The 19620-nt window shown below is 50.9% G+C and carries 31 protein-coding genes, 1 rRNA gene and 1 pseudogene; 6 read left to right on the top strand and 27 right to left on the bottom strand.

The window, feature by feature from the left end; genetic code table 11:
- Nucleotides 1-217, bottom strand: a 16S ribosomal RNA gene (locus HZZ01_RS18280); the annotation flags it as partial.
- Nucleotides 218-706: 489 nt separating this feature from the next.
- Between HZZ01_RS18280 and HZZ01_RS18275 the strand changes: the two genes are divergently transcribed.
- A complete protein-coding gene (locus tag HZZ01_RS18275; RefSeq protein WP_179898895.1) occupies nt 707-1261 on the top strand; it encodes a gamma carbonic anhydrase family protein in 555 nt (184 codons plus the stop codon).
- Here the strand turns inward: HZZ01_RS18275 and HZZ01_RS18270 are convergent.
- From HZZ01_RS18270 to dprA, 6 genes are read right to left on the bottom strand one after another with little or no spacing between them, the layout of a single operon-like run.
- Complete coding sequence (locus HZZ01_RS18270) at nt 1228-1485, bottom strand: DUF1488 domain-containing protein (protein ID WP_179898889.1); 258 nt, start codon at nt 1483-1485, stop codon at nt 1228-1230. The two genes, HZZ01_RS18275 and HZZ01_RS18270, sit on opposite strands and share 34 nt — an antisense overlap.
- Entirely contained in the window at nt 1482-2300 is an 819-nt protein-coding gene (gene aroE / locus HZZ01_RS18265) for a shikimate dehydrogenase (RefSeq protein ID WP_179898888.1), read from the bottom strand. The genes HZZ01_RS18270 and aroE overlap by 4 nt, the downstream gene beginning before the upstream one ends.
- Before the next feature lie 3 nt (nt 2301-2303).
- On the bottom strand, nt 2304-2876 hold the full coding sequence (gene tsaC, locus HZZ01_RS18260; RefSeq protein ID WP_179898887.1) for an L-threonylcarbamoyladenylate synthase type 1 TsaC: 573 nt from the start codon (nt 2874-2876) through the stop codon (nt 2304-2306).
- Between the two features lie 3 nt (nt 2877-2879).
- The gene (locus HZZ01_RS18255) at nt 2880-3428 is read right to left on the bottom strand and encodes a topoisomerase DNA-binding C4 zinc finger domain-containing protein (protein WP_179898886.1); all 549 of its coding nucleotides are present in this window, start codon (nt 3426-3428) and stop codon (nt 2880-2882) included.
- Between the two features lie 24 nt (nt 3429-3452).
- Nucleotides 3453-3926: a DUF494 family protein Smg gene (gene smg / locus HZZ01_RS18250; protein ID WP_033784131.1), complete on the bottom strand. Its 474-nt coding sequence runs from the start codon at nt 3924-3926 to the stop codon at nt 3453-3455.
- A complete protein-coding gene (dprA, locus tag HZZ01_RS18245; RefSeq protein ID WP_179898885.1) occupies nt 3898-5022 on the bottom strand; it encodes a DNA-protecting protein DprA in 1125 nt (374 codons plus the stop codon). Before dprA ends, smg begins: the two co-directional genes overlap by 29 nt.
- A 115-nt stretch (nt 5023-5137) precedes the next feature.
- On the opposite strand from dprA, the gene def reads away from it, so the two are divergent.
- From def to mscL, 5 genes are all read left to right on the top strand, one after another.
- A complete protein-coding gene (def, locus tag HZZ01_RS18240; RefSeq protein WP_013359230.1) occupies nt 5138-5650 on the top strand; it encodes a peptide deformylase in 513 nt (170 codons plus the stop codon).
- Nucleotides 5651-5670: 20 nt separating this feature from the next.
- Nucleotides 5671-6615 (top strand): methionyl-tRNA formyltransferase, encoded by a 945-nt coding sequence (gene fmt / locus HZZ01_RS18235; protein ID WP_179898884.1) that lies wholly within the window; start codon nt 5671-5673, stop codon nt 6613-6615.
- A gap of 49 nt (nt 6616-6664) precedes the next feature.
- A complete protein-coding gene (rsmB, locus tag HZZ01_RS18230) occupies nt 6665-7966 on the top strand; it encodes a 16S rRNA (cytosine(967)-C(5))-methyltransferase RsmB (RefSeq protein WP_179898883.1) in 1302 nt (433 codons plus the stop codon).
- 18 nt (nt 7967-7984) lie between these two features.
- The gene (trkA, locus tag HZZ01_RS18225; RefSeq protein ID WP_179898882.1) at nt 7985-9361 is read left to right on the top strand and encodes a Trk system potassium transporter TrkA; all 1377 of its coding nucleotides are present in this window, start codon (nt 7985-7987) and stop codon (nt 9359-9361) included.
- Between the two features lie 124 nt (nt 9362-9485).
- Nucleotides 9486-9896: a large-conductance mechanosensitive channel protein MscL gene (mscL, locus tag HZZ01_RS18220; RefSeq protein WP_022625142.1), complete on the top strand. Its 411-nt coding sequence runs from the start codon at nt 9486-9488 to the stop codon at nt 9894-9896.
- A 35-nt stretch (nt 9897-9931) separates the two neighbouring features.
- Here the strand turns inward: mscL and HZZ01_RS21210 are convergent.
- The 20 genes and pseudogenes from HZZ01_RS21210 to rplN all read right to left on the bottom strand — a co-directional run.
- Nucleotides 9932-10129, bottom strand: a pseudogene (locus HZZ01_RS21210) (alternative ribosome-rescue factor A); the annotation flags it as partial.
- A 59-nt stretch (nt 10130-10188) separates the two neighbouring features.
- The gene (gene zntR, locus HZZ01_RS18210) at nt 10189-10605 is read right to left on the bottom strand and encodes a Zn(2+)-responsive transcriptional regulator (RefSeq protein WP_136196218.1); all 417 of its coding nucleotides are present in this window, start codon (nt 10603-10605) and stop codon (nt 10189-10191) included.
- Nucleotides 10606-10977: a DUF1992 domain-containing protein gene (locus HZZ01_RS18205; protein WP_179898881.1), complete on the bottom strand. Its 372-nt coding sequence runs from the start codon at nt 10975-10977 to the stop codon at nt 10606-10608.
- Nucleotides 10978-11072: 95 nt separating this feature from the next.
- Nucleotides 11073-11459 carry a 50S ribosomal protein L17 gene (rplQ, locus tag HZZ01_RS18200; RefSeq protein ID WP_003850180.1) on the bottom strand — a complete coding sequence of 129 codons (387 nt, stop codon included), beginning with the start codon at nt 11457-11459 and terminating at the stop codon, nt 11073-11075.
- A gap of 40 nt (nt 11460-11499) precedes the next feature.
- Complete coding sequence (gene rpoA, locus HZZ01_RS18195; protein WP_003850179.1) at nt 11500-12489, bottom strand: DNA-directed RNA polymerase subunit alpha; 990 nt, start codon at nt 12487-12489, stop codon at nt 11500-11502.
- A 25-nt stretch (nt 12490-12514) separates the two neighbouring features.
- A complete protein-coding gene (gene rpsD, locus HZZ01_RS18190) occupies nt 12515-13135 on the bottom strand; it encodes a 30S ribosomal protein S4 (RefSeq protein WP_008927131.1) in 621 nt (206 codons plus the stop codon).
- A gap of 33 nt (nt 13136-13168) precedes the next feature.
- The gene (gene rpsK, locus HZZ01_RS18185; protein WP_004160563.1) at nt 13169-13558 is read right to left on the bottom strand and encodes a 30S ribosomal protein S11; all 390 of its coding nucleotides are present in this window, start codon (nt 13556-13558) and stop codon (nt 13169-13171) included.
- A 16-nt stretch (nt 13559-13574) separates the two neighbouring features.
- Nucleotides 13575-13931, bottom strand: a complete 357-nt coding sequence (gene rpsM, locus HZZ01_RS18180; RefSeq protein ID WP_090967261.1) for a 30S ribosomal protein S13 — start codon at nt 13929-13931, stop codon at nt 13575-13577.
- Nucleotides 13932-14076: 145 nt separating this feature from the next.
- Entirely contained in the window at nt 14077-14193 is a 117-nt protein-coding gene (gene rpmJ / locus HZZ01_RS18175; protein ID WP_090967262.1) for a 50S ribosomal protein L36, read from the bottom strand.
- Nucleotides 14194-14225: 32 nt separating this feature from the next.
- Nucleotides 14226-15557, bottom strand: a complete 1332-nt coding sequence (gene secY / locus HZZ01_RS18170; RefSeq protein ID WP_090967263.1) for a preprotein translocase subunit SecY — start codon at nt 15555-15557, stop codon at nt 14226-14228.
- 7 nt (nt 15558-15564) lie between these two features.
- A complete protein-coding gene (gene rplO, locus HZZ01_RS18165) occupies nt 15565-15999 on the bottom strand; it encodes a 50S ribosomal protein L15 (protein ID WP_090967264.1) in 435 nt (144 codons plus the stop codon).
- Between the two features lie 3 nt (nt 16000-16002).
- Nucleotides 16003-16182 (bottom strand): 50S ribosomal protein L30, encoded by a 180-nt coding sequence (gene rpmD / locus HZZ01_RS18160; protein WP_003850166.1) that lies wholly within the window; start codon nt 16180-16182, stop codon nt 16003-16005.
- A gap of 5 nt (nt 16183-16187) precedes the next feature.
- Entirely contained in the window at nt 16188-16688 is a 501-nt protein-coding gene (gene rpsE, locus HZZ01_RS18155; protein ID WP_003850164.1) for a 30S ribosomal protein S5, read from the bottom strand.
- A gap of 14 nt (nt 16689-16702) precedes the next feature.
- A complete protein-coding gene (gene rplR / locus HZZ01_RS18150; protein ID WP_003850163.1) occupies nt 16703-17056 on the bottom strand; it encodes a 50S ribosomal protein L18 in 354 nt (117 codons plus the stop codon).
- A gap of 9 nt (nt 17057-17065) precedes the next feature.
- The gene (gene rplF / locus HZZ01_RS18145) at nt 17066-17599 is read right to left on the bottom strand and encodes a 50S ribosomal protein L6 (RefSeq protein WP_003850161.1); all 534 of its coding nucleotides are present in this window, start codon (nt 17597-17599) and stop codon (nt 17066-17068) included.
- Nucleotides 17600-17612: 13 nt separating this feature from the next.
- Complete coding sequence (rpsH, locus tag HZZ01_RS18140) at nt 17613-18005, bottom strand: 30S ribosomal protein S8 (protein ID WP_003850158.1); 393 nt, start codon at nt 18003-18005, stop codon at nt 17613-17615.
- A 32-nt stretch (nt 18006-18037) separates the two neighbouring features.
- The gene (gene rpsN / locus HZZ01_RS18135; protein ID WP_008927132.1) at nt 18038-18343 is read right to left on the bottom strand and encodes a 30S ribosomal protein S14; all 306 of its coding nucleotides are present in this window, start codon (nt 18341-18343) and stop codon (nt 18038-18040) included.
- Between the two features lie 14 nt (nt 18344-18357).
- Nucleotides 18358-18897, bottom strand: a complete 540-nt coding sequence (gene rplE, locus HZZ01_RS18130; protein ID WP_003850155.1) for a 50S ribosomal protein L5 — start codon at nt 18895-18897, stop codon at nt 18358-18360.
- 14 nt (nt 18898-18911) lie between these two features.
- Nucleotides 18912-19226, bottom strand: a complete 315-nt coding sequence (rplX, locus tag HZZ01_RS18125) for a 50S ribosomal protein L24 (RefSeq protein ID WP_003850150.1) — start codon at nt 19224-19226, stop codon at nt 18912-18914.
- 10 nt (nt 19227-19236) lie between these two features.
- Nucleotides 19237-19608: a 50S ribosomal protein L14 gene (rplN, locus tag HZZ01_RS18120; protein ID WP_006120590.1), complete on the bottom strand. Its 372-nt coding sequence runs from the start codon at nt 19606-19608 to the stop codon at nt 19237-19239.
- Nucleotides 19609-19620: the final 12 nt, after the last annotated feature.

The following is a 19620-nucleotide window of genomic DNA, read 5'->3' as shown; positions in this document are numbered from 1 at the left end:
GAGAGGCCCGAAGGTCCCCCTCTTTGGTCTTGCGACGTTATGCGGTATTAGCCACCGTTTCCAGTGGTTATCCCCCTCTATCGGGCAGATCCCCAGACATTACTCACCCGTCCGCCACTCGTCACCCAAGAGCAAGCTCTCTGTGCTACCGTCCGACTTGCATGTGTTAGGCCTGCCGCCAGCGTTCAATCTGAGCCATGATCAAACTCTTCAATTTAAGTTTGATTTGCTTAAACAAGTTAAGCGGTGCTCATCTGTAAAACGTCATAATGAATTTCATTATGTGTTCACTCGTGAGGCTTGATATTTTTTACGTCCGGAGACGCTGATATCAATCCTGCGAGTGCCCACACAGATTGTCTGATAAATTGTTAAAGAGCAGTGCGAACAGTGCGTTAGCGTCCTGTCGCGAGGTGGCGTATATTACGCTTTCCTCCTGCAGAGTCAACCTCTATTTCAGAAGTTTTTCTCCGGCGGCGCAGTCTCCTGTGCCTCTCAGCCCGTTTCCCGTTGCCGGTGTTCCGTGTTGATGGAGGCGCATTATAGGGATCCCGCTTCATAGCACAACCCTTTTTTGGGATCTTTTATCTGAACGGTTATAAATGATCCAGATTGATGAGATCGCCACCGATCCGGGTCAGAATTGCCTTGTCAGCTGGCTATAATCGCATCAGTCTGCAGTGAAAACAGAACAAAGGAGAACATGATGACTTCCGCCCTACGCCCATATAAAGATCTTTTCCCGCAAACTGGTCAGCGCGTTATGGTCGATCCAGGCAGTGTTATTGTTGGTGATGTAATTATGGAGGATGACGTGAGCATCTGGCCGCTGGTTGCGATCAGGGGTGACGTGAATCAGGTCCGGATTGGTGCCCGCACCAATGTACAGGACGGCAGTGTTCTGCACGTTACGCACAAATCTGCCTCCAATCCACAAGGCTTCCCTCTTATTATTGGCGAGGACGTCACGATAGGACATAAAGCGATGCTGCACGGTTGCACCATTGGCGATCGCGTGCTGGTCGGAATGGGATCGATTCTGCTTGATGGTGTAATCGTAGAAGAAGAGGTCATGATTGGTGCCGGAAGTCTGGTACCGCCAGGTAAAAGGCTGGAGAGCGGTTATCTCTATCTGGGTAGTCCGGTGAAGCAGATCAGACCGCTGAATGACAGTGAGAAGGAAGGTTTACTCTATTCCGCTAATAACTATGTCAGCTGGAAAGATGATTATCTGGCTGGAGATAACCAGATCCAGCCCTGAGCATCCACATCATCCTGACGAATAGCCGCTTCGGCCTCATCTTCCAGATCCCAGCGATGGTGCTGAAACAGTGCCATCGCCTCTCCTTCACCAAACCGCGAAGCCAGCGACTCCATACTGATCGCACAGTTAAGCCGCATGCCGTTAACCAGTACCGGAAAACAGACTGCGTTCAGTTCAGCGTCATACGTTTCCTCATCCGGAAACTGTATCGCCTGATTCATGGCTGCATGGCCTGCTTGAGCTGAGCAATAACAGGGGCAATTTCCGGCATTACACCGTGCCATATATAGAAGGCGTGCGCAGCCTGACCCACCAGCATTCCCAGTCCATCTGCAAGATGATGTGTACCCTGCGCCTGACACCAGAGCAGGAAAGGCGTCAGCCCGCTTTGGTAAAACATGTCGTAACAGCACACATCCGGATGGATGACTTCCGCAGATAAATGAGGCGTTTCTCCATTAATACCGCTTGAAGTGGCATTGATGATCAGATCAAAGTTTTGATCCGCCAGCTGCTCAAAACTACATGCACGAATAGGACCGCTCTCTCCAAACAGAGTCGCAAGCTCTTCTGCCCGCGCAGCCGTTCTATTAACCACTGTAAGCGTCACGCCTGCTGAAAGCAGTGGCAGGATGACACCGCGTGCGGCACCGCCCGCTCCTACCAGCAATACATTATCGCCAGCGTTGATCATCTTCAGCCGTTCAAGATCGCTTAACAGGCCAATCCCATCCGTGTTATCACCCAGGATCTGCCCATCACTGAGCCTCTTTACTGTGTTAACCGCGCCGGATAGTGCAGCTCGTTCACTCAGCTGATCGGCAAATTCCCATGCCTGCTGTTTGAAAGGCAACGTCACGTTGGCACCACGACCTCCATGGTCGAAAAAGGCAGAGAGCGCCTGGGGAAAACCATCAACCGGTGCACAAATACGGCCATAACGATGTTCAATACCCGTCTGCTCAGCAAAAGCCTGATGGATAAGCGGAGATTTACTGTGGCTGATAGGATTACCGAAAACGGCGAATTGATCCATGAATTAACCCTGACGTATAAGTTCGCCGCTGATAACATCGCGAATTTCAGAAGGATTGAGTCGTCCGCCCGTTTTTCCCGACAGAACCGGGAAATGCTCGCCAAACTGCTGCTTCACTTCTTCAGCCGTGCGGCATGGAGGCAGGCCAGTCAAATTTGCACTGGTTGAAACCAGCGGTTTACCGAATGCGCGGCAAAGGGCCTGTACATCAGGATGGTCACTGACGCGAATTGCCAGTGAATCAAATTGTCCGGTCAGCCAGCGAGGCGTTTGCGGTGGAGCGGGAACAACAAAGGTCACCGGGCCTGGCCAGGAGGAAAACATCCGCTCACGCTGAGTCACCGAAAGTTCGCGTGCAGAGATGTAAGGTTCAAGCTGGGTGTAATCAGCCGCAATCAGGATGAGTCCCTTTTCTACCGGACGCTGTTTCAGCGTTAGCAAGGCCATGACGGCAGATTCACTGTCAGGGTCACACCCCAGCCCAAATACGGCTTCAGTAGGATAGGCGATGACCGCCTGACGATTCAGATGCCCTAAGCAGGTCTCAAGTGAATCGGCGATGTGTTGAATTTCCATGGTCTATGAATTCTCTTCAGCAATGGCTTTGCCACAACTCTTACTGGCACAAAAGCGCTTTACGCCCTGCGCGGTCTTTTTTTCCACTAACAGTGGATAGTTACAATAAGGACAGGTTCCGGCAACGGGCGTCAGGTTCACGACAAACTGGCAGGCTGGATAGCGATCGCAGGAGTGAAACGTTTTGCCATAACGGGAACGCCGCTGTACTAAGCGGCCTTCATGGCACTGTGGACAGGCCAGCGAGGTTTCATCAGGTTTGTCGATGGTTTCCGTGTATCCGCATTCCGGATAGAGGCTACATCCAATGAACATGCCAAAACGTCCCTGCCGCAATACTTTATCCGCCCCGCATTCGGGGCAGGCATGACCTTCCAGCACTTTGACCACATGGCCATCCGCCTGACCTTTTAATGGTCGAACGTAGTCGCACGCCGGGTAGTTCGCGCAGCCCAGAAAAGGACCGTGTTTACCGGAACGAATAACCAGTTCTGCCCCGCAAGCGGGGCAGGGGTCCTGTTTACGCACGGTGAAGAGTGCAGCTTTACTCATAGCGATCAATGCATGAATGAAAATTTAATGCAGCATACCTTCATTGGCGTCGAATAGCAGTTCTTCCATTTGCTGATAGGCATTTTCACATCCCGGGATGTTGAACAACACCATCAGCACCACCCATTTGAGATCCTCCAGGTCAAACTCAGAGGTATCCAGCGCCATGATACGTTCAATGACCATTTCACGGGTTTCCAGGTTCAGCACCTGAATCTGCTCCAGGAACAGCAGGAAACCACGGCTGTCAGCATCTAAACGTTTGCTCTCTTCATCAGTATAAATACGCATGGAGAGCGGATCATTTGTCAGTAAAATTGGCGCTACCAGTCCTTCCTGATAGTCAGCCAGTCTTTCTAACCAGTTCAGCGCACTGTAAACATCTTCACGATGGAACCCGGCATCCGTTAGGTCGTCTGTCAATCTGTCCTGATCAACACCCATTTCTGCTTCGTTGTGGATATATGTCTCAAACAAATACATCAGTACGTCGAACATGGCATGCCCTCCTCAATCGGACATAGCCGCCGGGTACAGCTGCGATCCATCCTGCTAACTCCAGTTCCAGCAACTGAGCTGAGATAACTGGCACAGATTGGCCGGCACGTTCAGCGACAACGTCAACAGGTGTAACATCATCACCTACGTTAGCCAACACATCAGCAAATGGCAATGGAGCATCGTCACTCACCTCAGAATAAATTTCGTTGACCTGGGTCGCTGGCCGCCAGTTAAGCGCACTTGCCAAATCTTCGACGATGTTATTGGGATGGGCCACCAGCAGCGCCCCCTGCTGAATCAGCCAGTTTACGCCTTCGCTTAACGGGTTGCCGAGTGCGCCAGGTAAGGCGTAAACATTGCGGTTTTGTTCCAGCGCATAGCGTGCCGTCACCAGTGAACCACTCTTTAATGAGGCTTCGACCACCAGCACCCCATGACTCAGGCCGCTGATAATACGATTGCGGCGTGGAAAATTAAGCGGATGCGGCTGGGTCATCAGCGGAAACTCAGAAATAACCGCACCACCCTGCTCTGCGATCGCTTCGGCAAGCTGGGCATGATTTTTTGGATAGAGCCGCTGTAATCCACTGCCTAACACCGCTACCGTTCTACCCTTCACGTTGAGTGCCGCCTGATGCGCAACGCCATCAATACCCTGGGCCAGTCCACTGGTAATGGTCAGACCGCTAAGGCTTAATTGCTGGGTAAACCAGTCGCACCAGTAACGTCCATTGTGGGAACAGTTCCGGCTGCCTACCACCGCTAACTGGGATGTACTAATCGCTTCAGGATCGCCATTAATATAGAGTAGCGGCGGAAAGCGACTCGTCTCTTTAAGTCGGGCAGGATAGGCTGCGTCCAGAGCAGTGACCAGATGATGTGCAGGACGCTTCCCCAGCCAGGCATAAACTTCAGAGAGCGTCTTCTCATCAAAATCAAAATATTGCTTGCGCTGACTGGCATCTAACCCAAGCCGGAAAAGCTGGTCACTATCCGCCACTTCAGCACTCATCTGCTGCGCCACTTCAACCCAACGTTTGCCTGTCATTCCAGTGACGGCTGCCAGCCGTACATACTGCGCTATTTTGTCCATCTCCGGCTCCCTGATCGCCCTTGCTTCCTGCCGCACAATGCTGTCAATCAGGCCTCGAAAAGTCTACAATATGAGGCAGTAATCTTTTCTTAACCGAATACAGATCTGGATATTTATGTCAGTTTTGCAGGTATTACATTTCCCTGACGAGCGTCTTCGCAAAGTCGCCGCGCCCGTTAAAGAAGTTAACGCAGACATTCAGCGTATCGTTGATGATATGTTCGAGACCATGTACGCCGAAGAAGGTATCGGGCTTGCGGCTACGCAGGTCGATATTCATCAGCGCATTATCGTGATAGATGTCTCTGAAAGTCGTGAAGAGCGTTTAGTACTGATTAACCCTGAGCTGCTGGAAAAAAGCGGCGAAACCGGTATTGAAGAGGGTTGCCTCTCGATTCCGGAACAGCGCGCATTTGTTCCGCGTGCGGAGCGGGTAAAGGTTCGCGCACTTGATCGCGACGGTAAAAGTTTCGAGCTGGAAGCCAGCGAGTTACTGGCCATCTGTATCCAGCATGAGATCGATCATCTGGAAGGCAAACTGTTTATCGATTATCTGTCGCCTCTGAAACGGCAACGAATCAAAACTAAGTTAGAGAAACTGGCGCGTCAGAACGCGCAGGCTTCCTGAGATCTTAAGAAGGGATAAACGTGTCTGCCCCGCTAAAAATCATCTTTGCCGGCACACCTGACTTTGCAGCGCGTCATCTTGACGCGCTGCTTGCTTCTGAACATCAGGTTATCGGCGTATTCACCCAACCCGACCGTCCTGCTGGTCGCGGTAACAAATTAACCCCGGGCCCGGTCAAAACGCTGGCGCTGGCACATGACATTCCGGTTTATCAGCCTAAGTCACTGCGGCCGGAAGAAAATCAGCAGTTGGTTGCTGACCTGAACGCCGATGTGATGGTTGTTGTCGCCTATGGATTGATTCTGCCAAAAGCAGTGCTTGATATGCCCCGTCTGGGCTGTATCAACGTTCACGGATCGCTGCTGCCTCGCTGGCGTGGAGCTGCACCGATTCAACGTGCGCTCTGGGCTGGCGACAGCGAAACTGGCGTGACGATCATGCAGATGGATGTGGGACTGGATACCGGCGATATGCTGCATAAACTGGCCTGCCCGATTACTGCCCAGGATACCAGTGCAACACTCTATGCCAAGCTGGCACAGCTTGGACCACAGGGGCTGCTGGATACGCTGACCTTACTGAGCACGCAACAGGCTTCGCCTGAAAAACAGGATGAGACGCTGGCCAACTATGCAGAGAAACTCAGTAAAGAGGAGGCGCGTCTTGACTGGACACTCTCAGCAGAACAACTTGAACGTTGTATTCGCGCGTTTAATCCGTGGCCGATGAGCTTTTTCACGATCGACGATCAACCCGTTAAAGTCTGGCAAGCAAGCGTTCTGCCCCACAGAGATCGTTCGCCGGGAGAAATTATCAGTGCGGATAAACATGGCATTCAGGTAGCGACCGCTCAGGGCGTGCTTAATCTGCTGCAGTTACAACCCGCCGGTAAAAAACCGATGTCGGCTCAGGATCTTCTCAACTCGCGCCGGGAATGGTTTGAACCTGGAACCCTTCTGGATTGACTCTCAGGCCCGGTCACACACCGGGCCTTTTGTTTAATGACAAAACCTTATGACTAAATCAATCAACCTGCGTAGCCTCTCCGCTCAACTTATTGAGCGCGTTGTCGACAAGGGTGAATCCCTGAATACGGCACTTCCTGCCGCCCAGAAAAAACTCTCTGACAAAGATAGCGCGTTAGTGCAGGAGATCTGTTTTGGCGTGTTACGCACATTACCGCAGCTGGAAGCGCTCATCGGCAAACTGATGGAGCGTCCACTTACCGGCAAACAGCGGGTTTTGCATTACCTCATCATGGTCGGGCTTTACCAGCTGGAATATACCCGCGTGCCTGCTCATGCCGCCCTGGCAGAAACAGTCGCGGGCGCCGAAGTCCTGAAGCGCACCAGCCTGAAAGGCTTGTTGAATGGTGTGTTACGCCAGTTTCAGCGCCAGCGTGAAGAGTTGATCGCCAGCATTCAGGATGGCCCTCAGCGGTATCTGCATCCGGGATGGCTTCTAAAGCGGTTGCAGCATGCCTGGCCGGAACAATGGCAGCAGATTGTCGAAGCCAATAATCTTCGTCCGCCGATGTGGCTGCGGGTTAACCGCCAGCACCACGAGCGTGACGCATGGCTGGCTATGCTGGTCGAAAGTGGCAGGAATGCACAGGCTGCTGACGATGTGCTGGATGCGCTGCGGCTTGACGCCCCTGCCCCGGTCAGTCAGTTACCTGGCTTCGATCTGGGTTGGGTGACCGTGCAGGACTTGTCCGCTCAGCGCTGTGCTTTGCTGCTTGAACCCCAAAATGGCGAACAGATTCTGGATCTATGTGCTGCACCCGGCGGTAAAACGACCCATATTCTCGAAATTGCGCCGGAAGCAGAAGTGATGGCCGTCGACGTAGATGCACAGCGCCTGAAACGCGTTGAGGAAAATCTGCAGCGATTGGGCATGAAAGCCAATGTTAAACAGGGTGATGGACGGACGCCGCAGCAGTGGTGCGGGGATCGTCAGTTTGACCGAATTCTGCTGGATGCCCCCTGCTCTGCTACTGGTGTTATCCGACGCCATCCCGACATTAAGTGGCTGCGTCGCGATCGTGATATCGCCGAGCTGGCAAAGCTTCAGAGTGAAATTCTCGACGCTGTCTGGCCGCACCTGAAACCTGGCGGTACGCTGATTTATGCTACCTGTTCCATCCTGCCTGAAGAGAATTACCAGCAGATAGATGCTTTCCTGCAGCGCCAGCATGATGCACAGGCAGAATCCCTCAGAGGTGCGCCGTTGAACGGCTTGCAGGTATTCCCACAGGCCGAAGGCGGAGATGGTTTCTTCTACGCTAAGCTGATAAAGATATCGGGTAAAAACTGAGATGAGTATTGATAAGCGATGAAAATAATCATTCTGGGCGCAGGACAGGTTGGCGGAACTCTGGCAGAAAATCTGGTGGGTGAAAACAATGATATCACGGTGGTTGATACTGACTCTTCACGCCTTCGTCATCTCCAGGATAAGTTCGATCTGCGCGTCGTGCAGGGTCATGGTTCTCATCCACGAATTTTGCGTGAAGCGGGTGCGGAAGATGCCGACATGCTGGTTGCCGTGACTAACTCGGATGAAACCAACATGATTGCCTGCCAGATTGCTTATTCGCTTTTTAATACGCCGAATCGTATTGCTCGTATTCGCGCGGCAGACTATCTACGTGATGCGGACAAGTTATTTATTCCTGAAGCGGTGCCCATCGATCATCTGATCTCGCCTGAGCAGTTGGTGATCGACAATATCTACCGTTTGATCCAGTACCCTGGCGCGCTGCAGGTGGTTAACTTTGCAGAAGGCAAAGTCAGCCTGGCAGTGGTGAAAGCCTATTATGGCGGGCCGCTGGTGGGAAATCCGCTGTCGATAATGCGTGAGCATATGCCACACATTGATACGCGGGTAGCCGCTATTTTTCGTCAGGACCGTCCTATTCGTCCGCAGGGCTCAACCATCGTAGAAGCAGGTGATGAGGTGTTTTTCATCGCTGCCAGTCAGAATATTCGTGCGGTAATGAGTGAGATGCAGCGGCTGGAGAAACCTTACAAGCGGATTATGCTCGTGGGTGGCGGTAATATTGGTTTCGGTCTGGCGCAACGTCTTGAGAAACATTACAGCGTTAAGCTGATTGAACGTAACCCTCAGCGCGCAGCGGAACTGGCAGAGCACCTGCATGACACCGTAGTCTTTTACGGCGATGCCTCAGATCAGGAGTTGCTGGCTGAAGAACATGTGGAGCAAGTCGATCTGTTCATCGCCGTCACCAATGATGATGAAGCCAACATCATGTCAGCCATGCTGGCGAAAAAGATGGGTGCGAAGAAGGTTATGGTGCTTATTCAGCGCCGCGCCTATGTCGATCTGGTTCAGGGCAGCGTCATTGATATCGCTATTTCACCTCAACAGGCCACGATATCTGCCCTGCTGGGTCACGTGCGCAAAGCGGATATCGTGGGCGTTTCGTCGTTACGGCGTGGTATTGCAGAGGCAATCGAAGCCATAGCACATGGCGACGAATCAACGTCACGCGTGGTCGGCCGTTCGATTGATGATATCAAGCTGCCACCAGGGACCATCATTGGCGCAGTGGTTCGCGGTGATGATGTAATGATTGCCAATAACAACCTGCGTATTGAACAAGGCGATCATGTCATCATGTTCCTGACCGACAAGAAATTTGTGTCAGATGTGGAACGCCTCTTCCAGCCGAGCCCTTTTTTCCTGTAAATGCCACGTTTACAGTGAAACAGAGCATAAGGCACGCAAAACTGCTGCTTAATTGGCTGTGGTGATGGCAAAACCAGTAAGGTTTGTTAGACTTTATGCCATTGGCTTAGGCAAGGAGATAAGTATGAGTTTAATCAAAGAGTTTCGCGACTTCGCAATGCGCGGCAACGTGATGGATTTAGCCGTCGGTGTCATCATCGGTGCTGCCTTCGGTAAAATCGTTTCATCATTAGTCGCCAACATCATCATGCCACCCTTAGGCTTATTGATTGGTGGCGTCGATTTTAAATCATTCGCCTGGGTACTTAAGCCCGCAGTTGGCGATGCGCCAGCCGTTGTAATGCAATACGGTATTTTCCTTCAGACCATCTTCGATTTCGTGATCATTGCTTTTGCAATCTTCATGGCAATCAAGTTAATGAATCGTTTGTATAAGAAAAAGGAAGTTGAGAAGCCTGTTGCGAAACCGTCAAACGAAGAAGTGTTGCTGACTGAAATCCGCGATCTGCTGAAACAGCAGAACACCCGCGTATAGTTAATCAGCCGCCGCTCTGGTGGCTTTTTGACTGTAAAAGCAGAAGGGCAGTGATAAGACGCTTTCTTATCACTGCCCTCCCATCCTGTCCCCTTGCCATGTTTCTCTTTCCGCTTGAAACTACCTTTACCCTTTTGCTTTTGCTCAATGCGTTGCCGAAATAACGGGTCGTGCAACAGAGCCTGAATCGCGTTATCGCGAATCTGCCCCTTGGTATGCTGATATTTACTCATGACGCCTCCTGTGAAGATGGTCTGATACTTTATTCCTTTGCAGCTAAAAAACAATATTCTTATTTGCTCAAAGCCTCTCCCCGTTCCAGCGCCTCAAGAATTGAGCACGAAACGCTACTGTGGCTGTCACCACAACAGGCATCAGAGAGGTGCCGCAGAGAACGCTGCATCGTTTCTAATTCTGCAATCATTTGAGCAACTTCATTCAGCCGTTTTTCAACGATCGCTTTTGATTCCTGACAGGTGTGGTGTGCAGGATCGACCCGGATCGAGAGCAGTTCTCTGATGGCTTCCAGGCTAAAGCCAAGTTTACGACCGTAACGGATAAACTTCAGACGCTGAAGATCACCCTCGCTATACAGTCGAAAACCGCCTTCTGTCCGACCATCATGATCCATCATCTGCTGTTTTTCATAAAAACGGATCGTGTCTGGCGTAACCTCTGCAAGTTTAGCTAGCTGACCAATACGAAACATTTACTCCTCCTCACGGAAACGATGCTGAATGGCTATGGAATAACTGCCATGAAGAAAATCGGTACTCATACCTGCCTGACGTAATCTTAGCTCCAGCACCTGAAGCCGATGACAATGATCCTGATAGCGATGATCCTCGGGATCGAGCTGCCGGATGAGATCGCTAACTTCCATGGCTTCCCGCCGCAATTCAAGCTCTGGCGGCAAATAGCCCGAATTCTTAAGTAACCGATAGCCCGCTCTTAACTCAGGCGGAACATGGCTATCATCATCCAGCTGCAGCGCCTTGCCAGACCCAGGAAGATTACTTAGCTCTCCCTTCTCCAGCGCTGCTTTAATGTGCTGTTCGGCAAGTTGGTCAACCAGCCACATATCTGGCTCCTTTGAACATAAAAGACGATGTTTTAAGGTAGTAAATTTCAGGCAATAAAAAACCCGCCGAAGCGGGTTTTTTACGTTGCTACAGATTACTCTGCGGCTGCTTCTGCTTGAGCTTCTGGACGATCAACCAGCTCGATGTAAGCCATCGGAGCGTTGTCACCAGCACGGAAGCCACACTTAAGAATACGAGTGTAACCACCTGCACGGCTCGCGAAACGCGGGCCAAGCTCATTAAACAGTTTTGCCACGATCTCGTTATCACGAGTACGGGCGAATGCCAGACGACGATTAGCTACGCTGTCGGTCTTGGCAAGAGTAATCAGCGGCTCAACTACGCGACGCAGTTCTTTGGCTTTCGGCAGAGTCGTTTTGATGATCTCATGACGAACCAGAGAACCGGCCATGTTGCGGAACATAGCCTGACGATGGCTGCTGTTGCGGTTCAGTTGACGACCACTCTTACGATGGCGCATGACCTTATCCTTCTCAGTGAAACCTTAACCTGTGATCTGATTATTCATCAGCAATGCTTGCTGGCGGCCAGTTCTCGAGGCGCATGCCAAGAGAAAGACCACGCGAAGCCAGCACATCTTTAATCTCGGTAAGAGATTTTTTACCAAGGTTAGGCGTTTTAAGCAGCTCAACCTCGGTACGCTGTACCAGATCACCGATGTAGTGGATAGCTTCTGCCTTAAGGCAGTTAGCAGAGCGGACAGTCAATTCCAGATCGTCAACAGGGCGCAGCAGGATCGGATCGAATTCTGGTTTCTCTTCTTTAACTTCCGGCTGACGTACATCACGTAAGTCAACGAAAGCTTCAAGTTGTTCTGCCAGAATGGTTGCCGCACGACGAATCGCCTCTTCAGGATCGATTGTGCCGTTGGTTTCCATTTCGATGACCAGCTTGTCCAGGTCGGTGCGCTGCTCTACACGCGCTGCTTCAACATTGTAGGCGATACGGTCTACAGGGCTGTAGCAAGCGTCAACTAACAGGCGGCCGATTGGGCGCTCATCTTCTTCCGAATGAATTCGGGCAGAAGCCGGCACATAGCCACGTCCACGCTGAACTTTGATACGCATGCTGATAGCAGCGTTCTCATCGGTCAGATGGCAAATGACATGCTGAGGCTTGACGATTTCGACATCACCATCATGGGTGATGTCGGCTGCAGTCACAGGGCCAATGCCAGATTTATTCAGAGTCAAAATGACTTCATCTTTCCCCTGAACTCTTACCGCCAGCCCTTTCAGGTTGAGCAGGATTTCCAGGATATCTTCCTGTACGCCCTCTTTGGTGCTGTACTCATGAAGTACACCATCAATTTCAACCTCGGTCACCGCGCAACCCGGCATGGATGAAAGCAGAATACGGCGCAGTGCGTTACCAAGAGTATGGCCAAAGCCACGCTCTAAAGGCTCAAGGGTCACCTTGGCGTGCGTCGAACTCACTTGCTCGATATCTACCAGGCGCGGTTTTAGAAACTCTGTCACAGAACCCTGCATTGTGTCCTCTCTTTGGTACTAAGCCTTACTTGGAGTAAAGCTCGACGATCAGGTGTTCGTTAATGTCCGCAGACAGATCAGTACGTTCAGGAATACGCTTGAACACACCTTCCATCTTAGTCGCATCAACTTCCAGCCAGGTTGGCTTTTCACGCTGCTCAGCCAGCTCCAGAGCGGCCTTCACGCGAGATTGCTTTTTGGCTTTCTCACGGATGCTAACGACATCATTCGGAGATACCTGATAAGAAGCGATGTTAACAACGCGGCCATTTACCAGAACAGACTTATGGCTTACCAGCTGACGTGCTTCTGCACGAGTGGCACCAAAGCCCATACGATAAACTACGTTGTCCAGACGACCTTCCAGCAGAGCCAACAGGTTTTCACCGGTGTTGCCTTTCAGACGAGCTGCTTCTTTATAATAGTTACGGAACTGACGCTCCAGCACACCGTAGATACGACGAACTTTTTGCTTTTCACGTAACTGGCCGCCGTAATCAGACAGACGCGGTTTACGCGCACCATGCTGACCAGGGGCTTGTTCAATCTTACACTTGGAATCAATCGCGCGAACGCCAGACTTAAGGAATAAGTCAGTGCCCTCACGACGGCTCAGCTTGAGCTTAGGACCCAAATATCTTGCCATTTTCTTTCTCCAACTATCCTAAAAAAACGGGCGTTATACGCGACGTTTTTTCGGCGGACGACAACCGTTATGAGGGATAGGAGTCACATCAGTAATATTAGTGATGCGGAAACCAGCGGCGTTCAAAGCACGAATCGTAGATTCGCGTCCTGGACCCGGACCCTTTACCATAACTTCCAGGTTCTTAATTCCGTAATCTTTTACCGCTTCTGCACAGCGCTCTGCAGCGACCTGAGCAGCAAACGGAGTGGATTTACGTGAACCGCGGAAACCGGAACCACCGGCGGTTGCCCAACCCAGTGCGTTACCCTGACGATCAGTAATGGTAACGATGGTGTTGTTAAAAGAAGCATGGACATGAGCCACGCCATCTGAGACTTGTTTTCTTACACGCTTACGTGCACGAACTGGTGCCTTTGCCATTATTTACTCACCCCGATTATTTCTTGATCGGTTTACGCGGACCCTTACGGGTACGTGCGTTGGTCTTGGTACGCTGACCGCGAACCGGAAGACCACGACGATGGCGCAAACCACGGTAGCAACCAAGGTCCATAAGACGCTTGATGCTCAGGGTGATTTCACGGCGCAGATCACCTTCTACAACGAATTTCGCCACTGCATCACGCAGCAGATCAATTTGTTCTTCAGACAGCTCACTGATCTTAACATTTTCAGCAATACCCGTTGAAGCGCAAATGGCTTTAGAACGGGTTTTACCGATACCGAAGATCGAAGTTAATGCGATAACGGTATGTTTTTGATCAGGAATGTTAATGCCTGCTATACGGGCCACTATGCACTCCTATAATTAAACAAGCACGTCCCATGCTGAAAAGCCCGTTTTCAGGATACTCAAATGGAAACGTACTGACATACAAAAGATTGGCTGGCTAATCTAGCCAGCTCAACCCAACTTTGCAAGAAAAATATGTGACAAATCAGCCTTGGCGCTGTTTATGCTTTGGCTCGGAGCTGCAAATCACACGGACGACACCGTCGCGACGAACGATTTTGCAGTTACGACATAATCTCTTGACGGAAGCACGAACTTTCATTTTTACTCTCCGTAACTTCTCAACCAACTGAATTAACGGCCGTAGCCTTTCAGGTTAGCTTTTTTCAGTGCCGACTCGTACTGACTTGACATCATCAGAGTTTGCACCTGAGCCATAAAGTCCATGATGACGACAACTACGATGAGCAGTGAAGTACCGCCAAAGTAGAAGGGAACCTTCATCGCATCACGCATGAACTCCGGGATAAGGCAGATAAAAGTAATGTACAAAGCGCCGATTAAGGTCAAACGCGTCATTACTTTATCAATATACCTAGCCGTTTGCTCTCCCGGACGAATTCCCGGTACGAATGCACCAGACTTCTTCAGGTTATCTGCTGTTTCACGTGGGTTGAAAACCAACGCCGTGTAGAAGAAACAGAAGAAGATGATTGCAGTCGCATAGAGTAGCACATAAAGCGGCTGTCCTGGCTGCAAATACAGCGAAATTGTCGTCAGCCAGTTCCAACCGGTACCGCCCCCAAACCACGATGCAATCGTTGCCGGGAACAGAATAATGCTGGAAGCAAAGATGGCTGGGATTACGCCCGCCATATTCACTTTCAACGGTAAATGTGTGCTCTGTGCAGCGTAAACACGACGACCCTGCTGACGTTTTGCGTAGTTCACCACAATGCGGCGTTGACCACGTTCAACGAAGATAACAAAGAAGGTCACTGCGAATACGAGTACTGCAACCAACAGCAACAGAAGGAAGTGCAGGTCACCTTGCCGCGCTTGCTCGATGGTATGGCCAATGGCCGGCGGGAGACCCGCAACGATACCTGCGAAGATAATGATCGAAATACCGTTACCGATACCTCGTTCAGTAATCTGTTCGCCCAGCCACATCAGGAACATCGTTCCTGAGACCAGACTCACAACAGCGGTAAAGTAGAAGGCAAAGCCTGGATTCATTACCAGGCCTTGCATCCCTGGCATATTCGGCAGACCGGTAGCAATACCGATAGACTGAAATATGGCCAATACCAACGTACCGTATCGGGTGTACTGGCTAATCTTACGACGGCCAGCCTCCCCTTCTTTCTTGATTTCCGCTAACGCTGGATGAACCACCGTTAATAACTGGATGATAATCGATGCCGAAATATATGGCATGATGCCCAGTGCGAAAATAGAAGCACGGCTGAGAGCACCACCAGAGAACATGTTAAACATTTCAATGATGGTGCCACGCTGTTGCTCAAGCAGTTTGGCAAGTACAGTGGCATCAATACCAGGGATTGGAATGAAAGAGCCAATACGGAAGACAATGAGTGCGCCGATTACAAACAGCAGTCTGCGTTTCAGCTCACCAAAGCCCCCTTTGGCACTTTGAAAATCTAATCCCGGTTGTTTAGCCATCTGCTACTTATTCCTCGATTTTACCGCCAGCAGCTTCGATTGCAGCACGTGCACCTTTGGTGACACGCAGGCCGCGAACCGTTACCGGTGTAGATACTTCACCAGACAGAATTACTTTAACGAATTCAATCTGAACACCGACAATGTTGGCTGCTTTCAGCGCGTTCAGGTCGACGATACCGCCTTCAACTTTCGCCAGATCAGACAGACGAATCTCTGTAGTGATCATTGATTTGCGAGAGGTGAAACCGAACTTCGGCAGACGACGGTACAGAGGCATCTGGCCACCTTCAAAACCGCGACGTACGCCACCGCCAGAACGTGAGTTCTGACCTTTGTGACCACGACCACCGGTTTTTCCGAGGCCAGAACCGATACCACGACCCAGACGCTTGGAAGCGTGCTTAGACCCTTCGGCCGGAGACAGAGTATTTAAACGCATCTCTTACTCCTCCACTTTAACCATATAGGAAACCGCGTTAACCATACCGCGTACTGCAGGCGTGTCTTCACGCTCAACGGTGTGGCCAATACGACGCAGACCCAGGCCAACCAGAGTGGCTTTATGCTTAGGCAAGCGGCCGATTGAACTACGGGTTTGAGTGATTTTAATAGTCTTAGCCATCGTGATTACCCCAGAATTTCTTCAACGGATTTACCACGCTTAGCAGCGACCATTTCCGGAGATTTCATATTGCCCAGGCCGTCGATAGTTGCACGAACCACGTTAATCGGGTTTGTAGAACCATACGCTTTTGCCAGTACGTTATGAACTCCAGCGACTTCCAGAACGGCGCGCATTGCACCACCGGCAATAATACCGGTACCTTCTGAAGCCGGCTGCATGAACACGCGGGAACCCGTGTGTGCACCTTTAACTGGGTGCTGCAGGGTGCCGTTGGTCAGCGCGACGTTAACCATGTTGCGACGGGCTTTCTCCATCGCTTTCTGGATCGCTGCTGGAACTTCACGCGCTTTACCGTAACCAAAACCTACGCGACCATTACCATCGCCTACCACAGTCAGTGCTGTGAAGGAGAAGATACGACCACCTTTAACAGTTTTAGAAACACGGTTTACCGCGATCAGTTTTTCCTGCAGTTCGCCAGCTTGTTTCTCGATGTGTGCCATCTTAGACCTCTACCTTAGAACTGAAGGCCAGCTTCACGGGCAGCATCTGCCAGTGCCTGGACGCGACCATGATATTGGAAACCGGAACGGTCGAAAGAAACACCAGTGATGCCTTTTTCGATTGCGCGTTCTGCGATAGCTTTACCTACTGCAGCTGCGGCTTCTTTATTACCGGTATACTTCAGTTGTTCAGTGATAGCTTTTTCTACAGTAGAAGCAGCGACCAGAACTTCGGAACCGTTCGGGGCGATTACCTGTGCGTAAATATGACGCGGGGTACGATGTACCACCAGGCGAGTAGCACCCAGCTCTTTGAGCTTGCGACGTGCACGGGTCGCACGACGGATACGAGCAGATTTCTTATCCATAGTGTTACCTTACTTCTTCTTAGCCTCTTTGGTACGCACGACTTCGTCGGCGTAACGGACACCCTTGCCTTTATAAGGCTCAGGACGACGGTAGGCGCGCAGGTCCGCTGCAACCTGACCAATCAGCTGTTTATCAGCGCCTTTCAGCACGATCTCAGTCTGAGTTGGACATTCTGCAGTGATACCCGCGGGCAGCTGGTGATCGACTGGATGAGAAAAGCCCAGAGAAAGGTTAACCACGTCGCCTTTAACGGCTGCACGATAACCTACACCAACCAGCTGCAGCTTCTTAGTGAAGCCTTCGGTAACACCGATAACCATTGCGTTCAGCAGCGCGCGAGAAGTACCCGCCTGCGCCCAGCCGTCAACGAAACCTTCGCGCGGAGCGAAAGTCAGAGCGTTGTCAGCATGCTTAACTTCAACAGCATCATTGATAGTACGAGTCAGCTCGCCGTTTTTACCTTTAATCGAAATTACCTGACCGTTGAGTTTTACCTCTACGCCGGCAGGAACAACGACAGGTGCTTTAGCAACACGAGACATATGTATCCTCCGATTACGCTACGTAGCAGATAATTTCGCCACCAAGACCTGCCTGGCGCGCTGCACGATCAGTCATGACACCTTTAGATGTAGAAACTACAGCGATGCCCATACCGGCCATTACCTTTGGCAGCTCATCTTTTTTCTTATAGATGCGCAGACCAGGACGGCTTACTCGCTGAATGCTTTCTACAACAGCTTTGCCCTGGAAATACTTGAGAGTAAGTTCCAGTTCCAGCTTGATGTCGCCTTCGATTTTGAAATCTTCAATATATCCTTCTTCCTTCAGAACGTTGGCAATTGCCAATTTCAGCTTGGAGGAAGGCATGGTGACCGCAACTTTGTTTGCGGCCTGACCGTTACGGATACGGGTCAGCATATCCGCGATCGGATCTTGCATGCTCATCTGTGTTACTCCCGTGATTCAATTGGTGACAATTACCAGCTAGCCTTTTTCAGGCCCGGGATTTCACCGCGCATGGCGGCTTCGCGGACCTTGATACGGCTCAACCCAAACTTCCGCAGGAAACCGTGCGGACGACCTGTTTGACGGCAGCGGTTACGCTGACGTGAAGGGCTGGAATCACGCGGCAGACTCTGCAGCTTCAGAACAGCATCCCAACGGTCTTCGTCGGAAGCGTTCACATCAGAGATGATCGCTTTCAGTTCAGCGCGTTTAGCGAAGAATTTGTCTGCTAATTTTGCACGCTTAACTTCGCGTGCTTTCATAGATTGCTTAGCCATTAAGTAACCCTACCTTACTTACGGAACGGGAAGTCAAAGGCAGCCAGCAGAGCACGGCCTTCATCATCAGATTTCGCAGTAGTGGTAATGGTGATATCCAAACCACGAACGCGATCGACTTTGTCATAGTCGATTTCTGGGAAGATGATCTGCTCACGTACACCCATGCTGTAGTTGCCACGACCATCGAATGACTTAGCGGACAAGCCACGGAAGTCACGGATACGCGGAACAGCAATGGTGACCAGACGCTCAAAGAACTCCCACATGCGCTCGCCACGCAGAGTTACTTTACAGCCGATCGGATAGCCCTGACGGATTTTGAAGCCTGCAACTGATTTGCGTGCTTTGGTGACCAGCGGTTTTTGACCGGAGATTGCTGCCAGGTCAGCTGCTGCGTTATCCAGCAGTTTCTTGTCAGCGATCGCTTCACCAACACCCATGTTCAGGGTGATCTTCTCGACCCGAGGGACTTGCATGACAGAATTGTAGCCAAACTCTGTCATGAGTTTCTGGACTACTTCGTCTTTGTAGTAATCATGCAGTTTCGCCATCGTACTACTCCAAATTACTTGATAGTTTCGCTATTAGACTTGAAGAAACGGACTTTTTTGCCGTCTTCGAATCTAAAGCCTACACGGTCAGCCTTACCAGTTGCCGCGTTGAACAGCGCAACGTTAGAAACCTGAATAGCAGCTTCTTTTTCAACGATGCCACCTGGTTGATTCAGAGCCGGAACCGGCTTCTGATGTTTCTTCACCAGGTTGATACCTTCAACGATGACCTTACCAGAAGACAGGACATTCTTAACTTTACCGCGCTTACCTTTATCTTTACCGGTTAACACGATAACTTCGTCGTTACGACGGATTTTAGCTGCCATTGTTCGCTCCTTAGAGTACTTCTGGTGCCAGAGAGATAATTTTCATGAACTTTTCAGTACGAAGTTCACGAGTTACCGGCCCAAAAATACGCGTACCGATAGGCTGCTCACTGTTATTGTTCAGAATAACGCATGCATTACCATCGAAGCGAATGACAGAACCGTCCGGGCGACGAACACCCTTCCTGGTGCGCACCACTACCGCCTTCAGGACATCACCTTTTTTGACTTTACCACGAGGAATTGCTTCCTTGATGGTAACTTTGATGATGTCACCGACGCCTGCGTAGCGACGGTGCGAGCCACCCAGAACCTTGATACACATTACGCGACGTGCACCGGAGTTGTCGGCGACGTTCAGCATAGTCTGTTCTTGGATCATTTTAGTGCTCCG

It is taken from the genome of Pantoea sp. WMus005 (assembly GCF_013415305.1).
In the GTDB taxonomy this organism is placed as follows: Bacteria; Pseudomonadota; Gammaproteobacteria; order Enterobacterales; family Enterobacteriaceae; genus Pantoea; species Pantoea rara.
This window is presented reverse-complemented; position numbering and strand designations above follow the sequence as displayed.

Bases quoted from the DNA above. Each gene is read 5' to 3' on its own strand.
- HZZ01_RS18270 (WP_179898889.1), bottom strand. From the start codon at position 1,485: ATGAATCAGGCGATACAGTTTCCGGATGAGGAAACGTATGACGCTGAA.
- rplR (WP_003850163.1), bottom strand. From the start codon at position 17,056: ATGGATAAGAAATCTGCTCGTATCCGTCGTGCGACCCGTGCACGTCGC.
- rpsK (WP_004160563.1), bottom strand. From the start codon at position 13,558: ATGGCAAAGGCACCAGTTCGTGCACGTAAGCGTGTAAGAAAACAAGTC.
- rpsN (WP_008927132.1), bottom strand. From the start codon at position 18,343: ATGGCTAAGCAATCTATGAAAGCACGCGAAGTTAAGCGTGCAAAATTA.
- rpmD (WP_003850166.1), bottom strand. From the start codon at position 16,182: ATGGCTAAGACTATTAAAATCACTCAAACCCGTAGTTCAATCGGCCGC.
- trkA (WP_179898882.1), top strand. From the start codon at position 7,985: ATGAAAATAATCATTCTGGGCGCAGGACAGGTTGGCGGAACTCTGGCA.
- def (WP_013359230.1), top strand. From the start codon at position 5,138: ATGTCAGTTTTGCAGGTATTACATTTCCCTGACGAGCGTCTTCGCAAA.
- HZZ01_RS18255 (WP_179898886.1), bottom strand. From the start codon at position 3,428: ATGAGTAAAGCTGCACTCTTCACCGTGCGTAAACAGGACCCCTGCCCC.
- dprA (WP_179898885.1), bottom strand. From the start codon at position 5,022: ATGGACAAAATAGCGCAGTATGTACGGCTGGCAGCCGTCACTGGAATG.
- rplN (WP_006120590.1), bottom strand. From the start codon at position 19,608: ATGATCCAAGAACAGACTATGCTGAACGTCGCCGACAACTCCGGTGCA.
- rpsE (WP_003850164.1), bottom strand. From the start codon at position 16,688: ATGGCACACATCGAGAAACAAGCTGGCGAACTGCAGGAAAAACTGATC.
- rplE (WP_003850155.1), bottom strand. From the start codon at position 18,897: ATGGCGAAACTGCATGATTACTACAAAGACGAAGTAGTCCAGAAACTC.
- zntR (WP_136196218.1), bottom strand. From the start codon at position 10,605: ATGTTTCGTATTGGTCAGCTAGCTAAACTTGCAGAGGTTACGCCAGAC.
- secY (WP_090967263.1), bottom strand. From the start codon at position 15,557: ATGGCTAAACAACCGGGATTAGATTTTCAAAGTGCCAAAGGGGGCTTT.
- rpsD (WP_008927131.1), bottom strand. From the start codon at position 13,135: ATGGCAAGATATTTGGGTCCTAAGCTCAAGCTGAGCCGTCGTGAGGGC.
- rpoA (WP_003850179.1), bottom strand. From the start codon at position 12,489: ATGCAGGGTTCTGTGACAGAGTTTCTAAAACCGCGCCTGGTAGATATC.
- aroE (WP_179898888.1), bottom strand. From the start codon at position 2,300: ATGGATCAATTCGCCGTTTTCGGTAATCCTATCAGCCACAGTAAATCT.
- HZZ01_RS18275 (WP_179898895.1), top strand. From the start codon at position 707: ATGACTTCCGCCCTACGCCCATATAAAGATCTTTTCCCGCAAACTGGT.
- tsaC (WP_179898887.1), bottom strand. From the start codon at position 2,876: ATGGAAATTCAACACATCGCCGATTCACTTGAGACCTGCTTAGGGCAT.
- rplX (WP_003850150.1), bottom strand. From the start codon at position 19,226: ATGGCAGCTAAAATCCGTCGTAACGACGAAGTTATCGTGTTAACCGGT.
- rsmB (WP_179898883.1), top strand. From the start codon at position 6,665: ATGACTAAATCAATCAACCTGCGTAGCCTCTCCGCTCAACTTATTGAG.
- rpsH (WP_003850158.1), bottom strand. From the start codon at position 18,005: ATGAGCATGCAAGATCCGATCGCGGATATGCTGACCCGTATCCGTAAC.
- rpmJ (WP_090967262.1), bottom strand. From the start codon at position 14,193: ATGAAAGTTCGTGCTTCCGTCAAGAGATTATGTCGTAACTGCAAAATC.
- HZZ01_RS18205 (WP_179898881.1), bottom strand. From the start codon at position 10,977: ATGTGGCTGGTTGACCAACTTGCCGAACAGCACATTAAAGCAGCGCTG.
- smg (WP_033784131.1), bottom strand. From the start codon at position 3,926: ATGTTCGACGTACTGATGTATTTGTTTGAGACATATATCCACAACGAA.
- rplO (WP_090967264.1), bottom strand. From the start codon at position 15,999: ATGCGTTTAAATACTCTGTCTCCGGCCGAAGGGTCTAAGCACGCTTCC.
- rplQ (WP_003850180.1), bottom strand. From the start codon at position 11,459: ATGCGCCATCGTAAGAGTGGTCGTCAACTGAACCGCAACAGCAGCCAT.
- mscL (WP_022625142.1), top strand. From the start codon at position 9,486: ATGAGTTTAATCAAAGAGTTTCGCGACTTCGCAATGCGCGGCAACGTG.
- rplF (WP_003850161.1), bottom strand. From the start codon at position 17,599: ATGTCTCGTGTTGCTAAAGCACCTGTCGTTGTTCCTGCCGGCGTAGAG.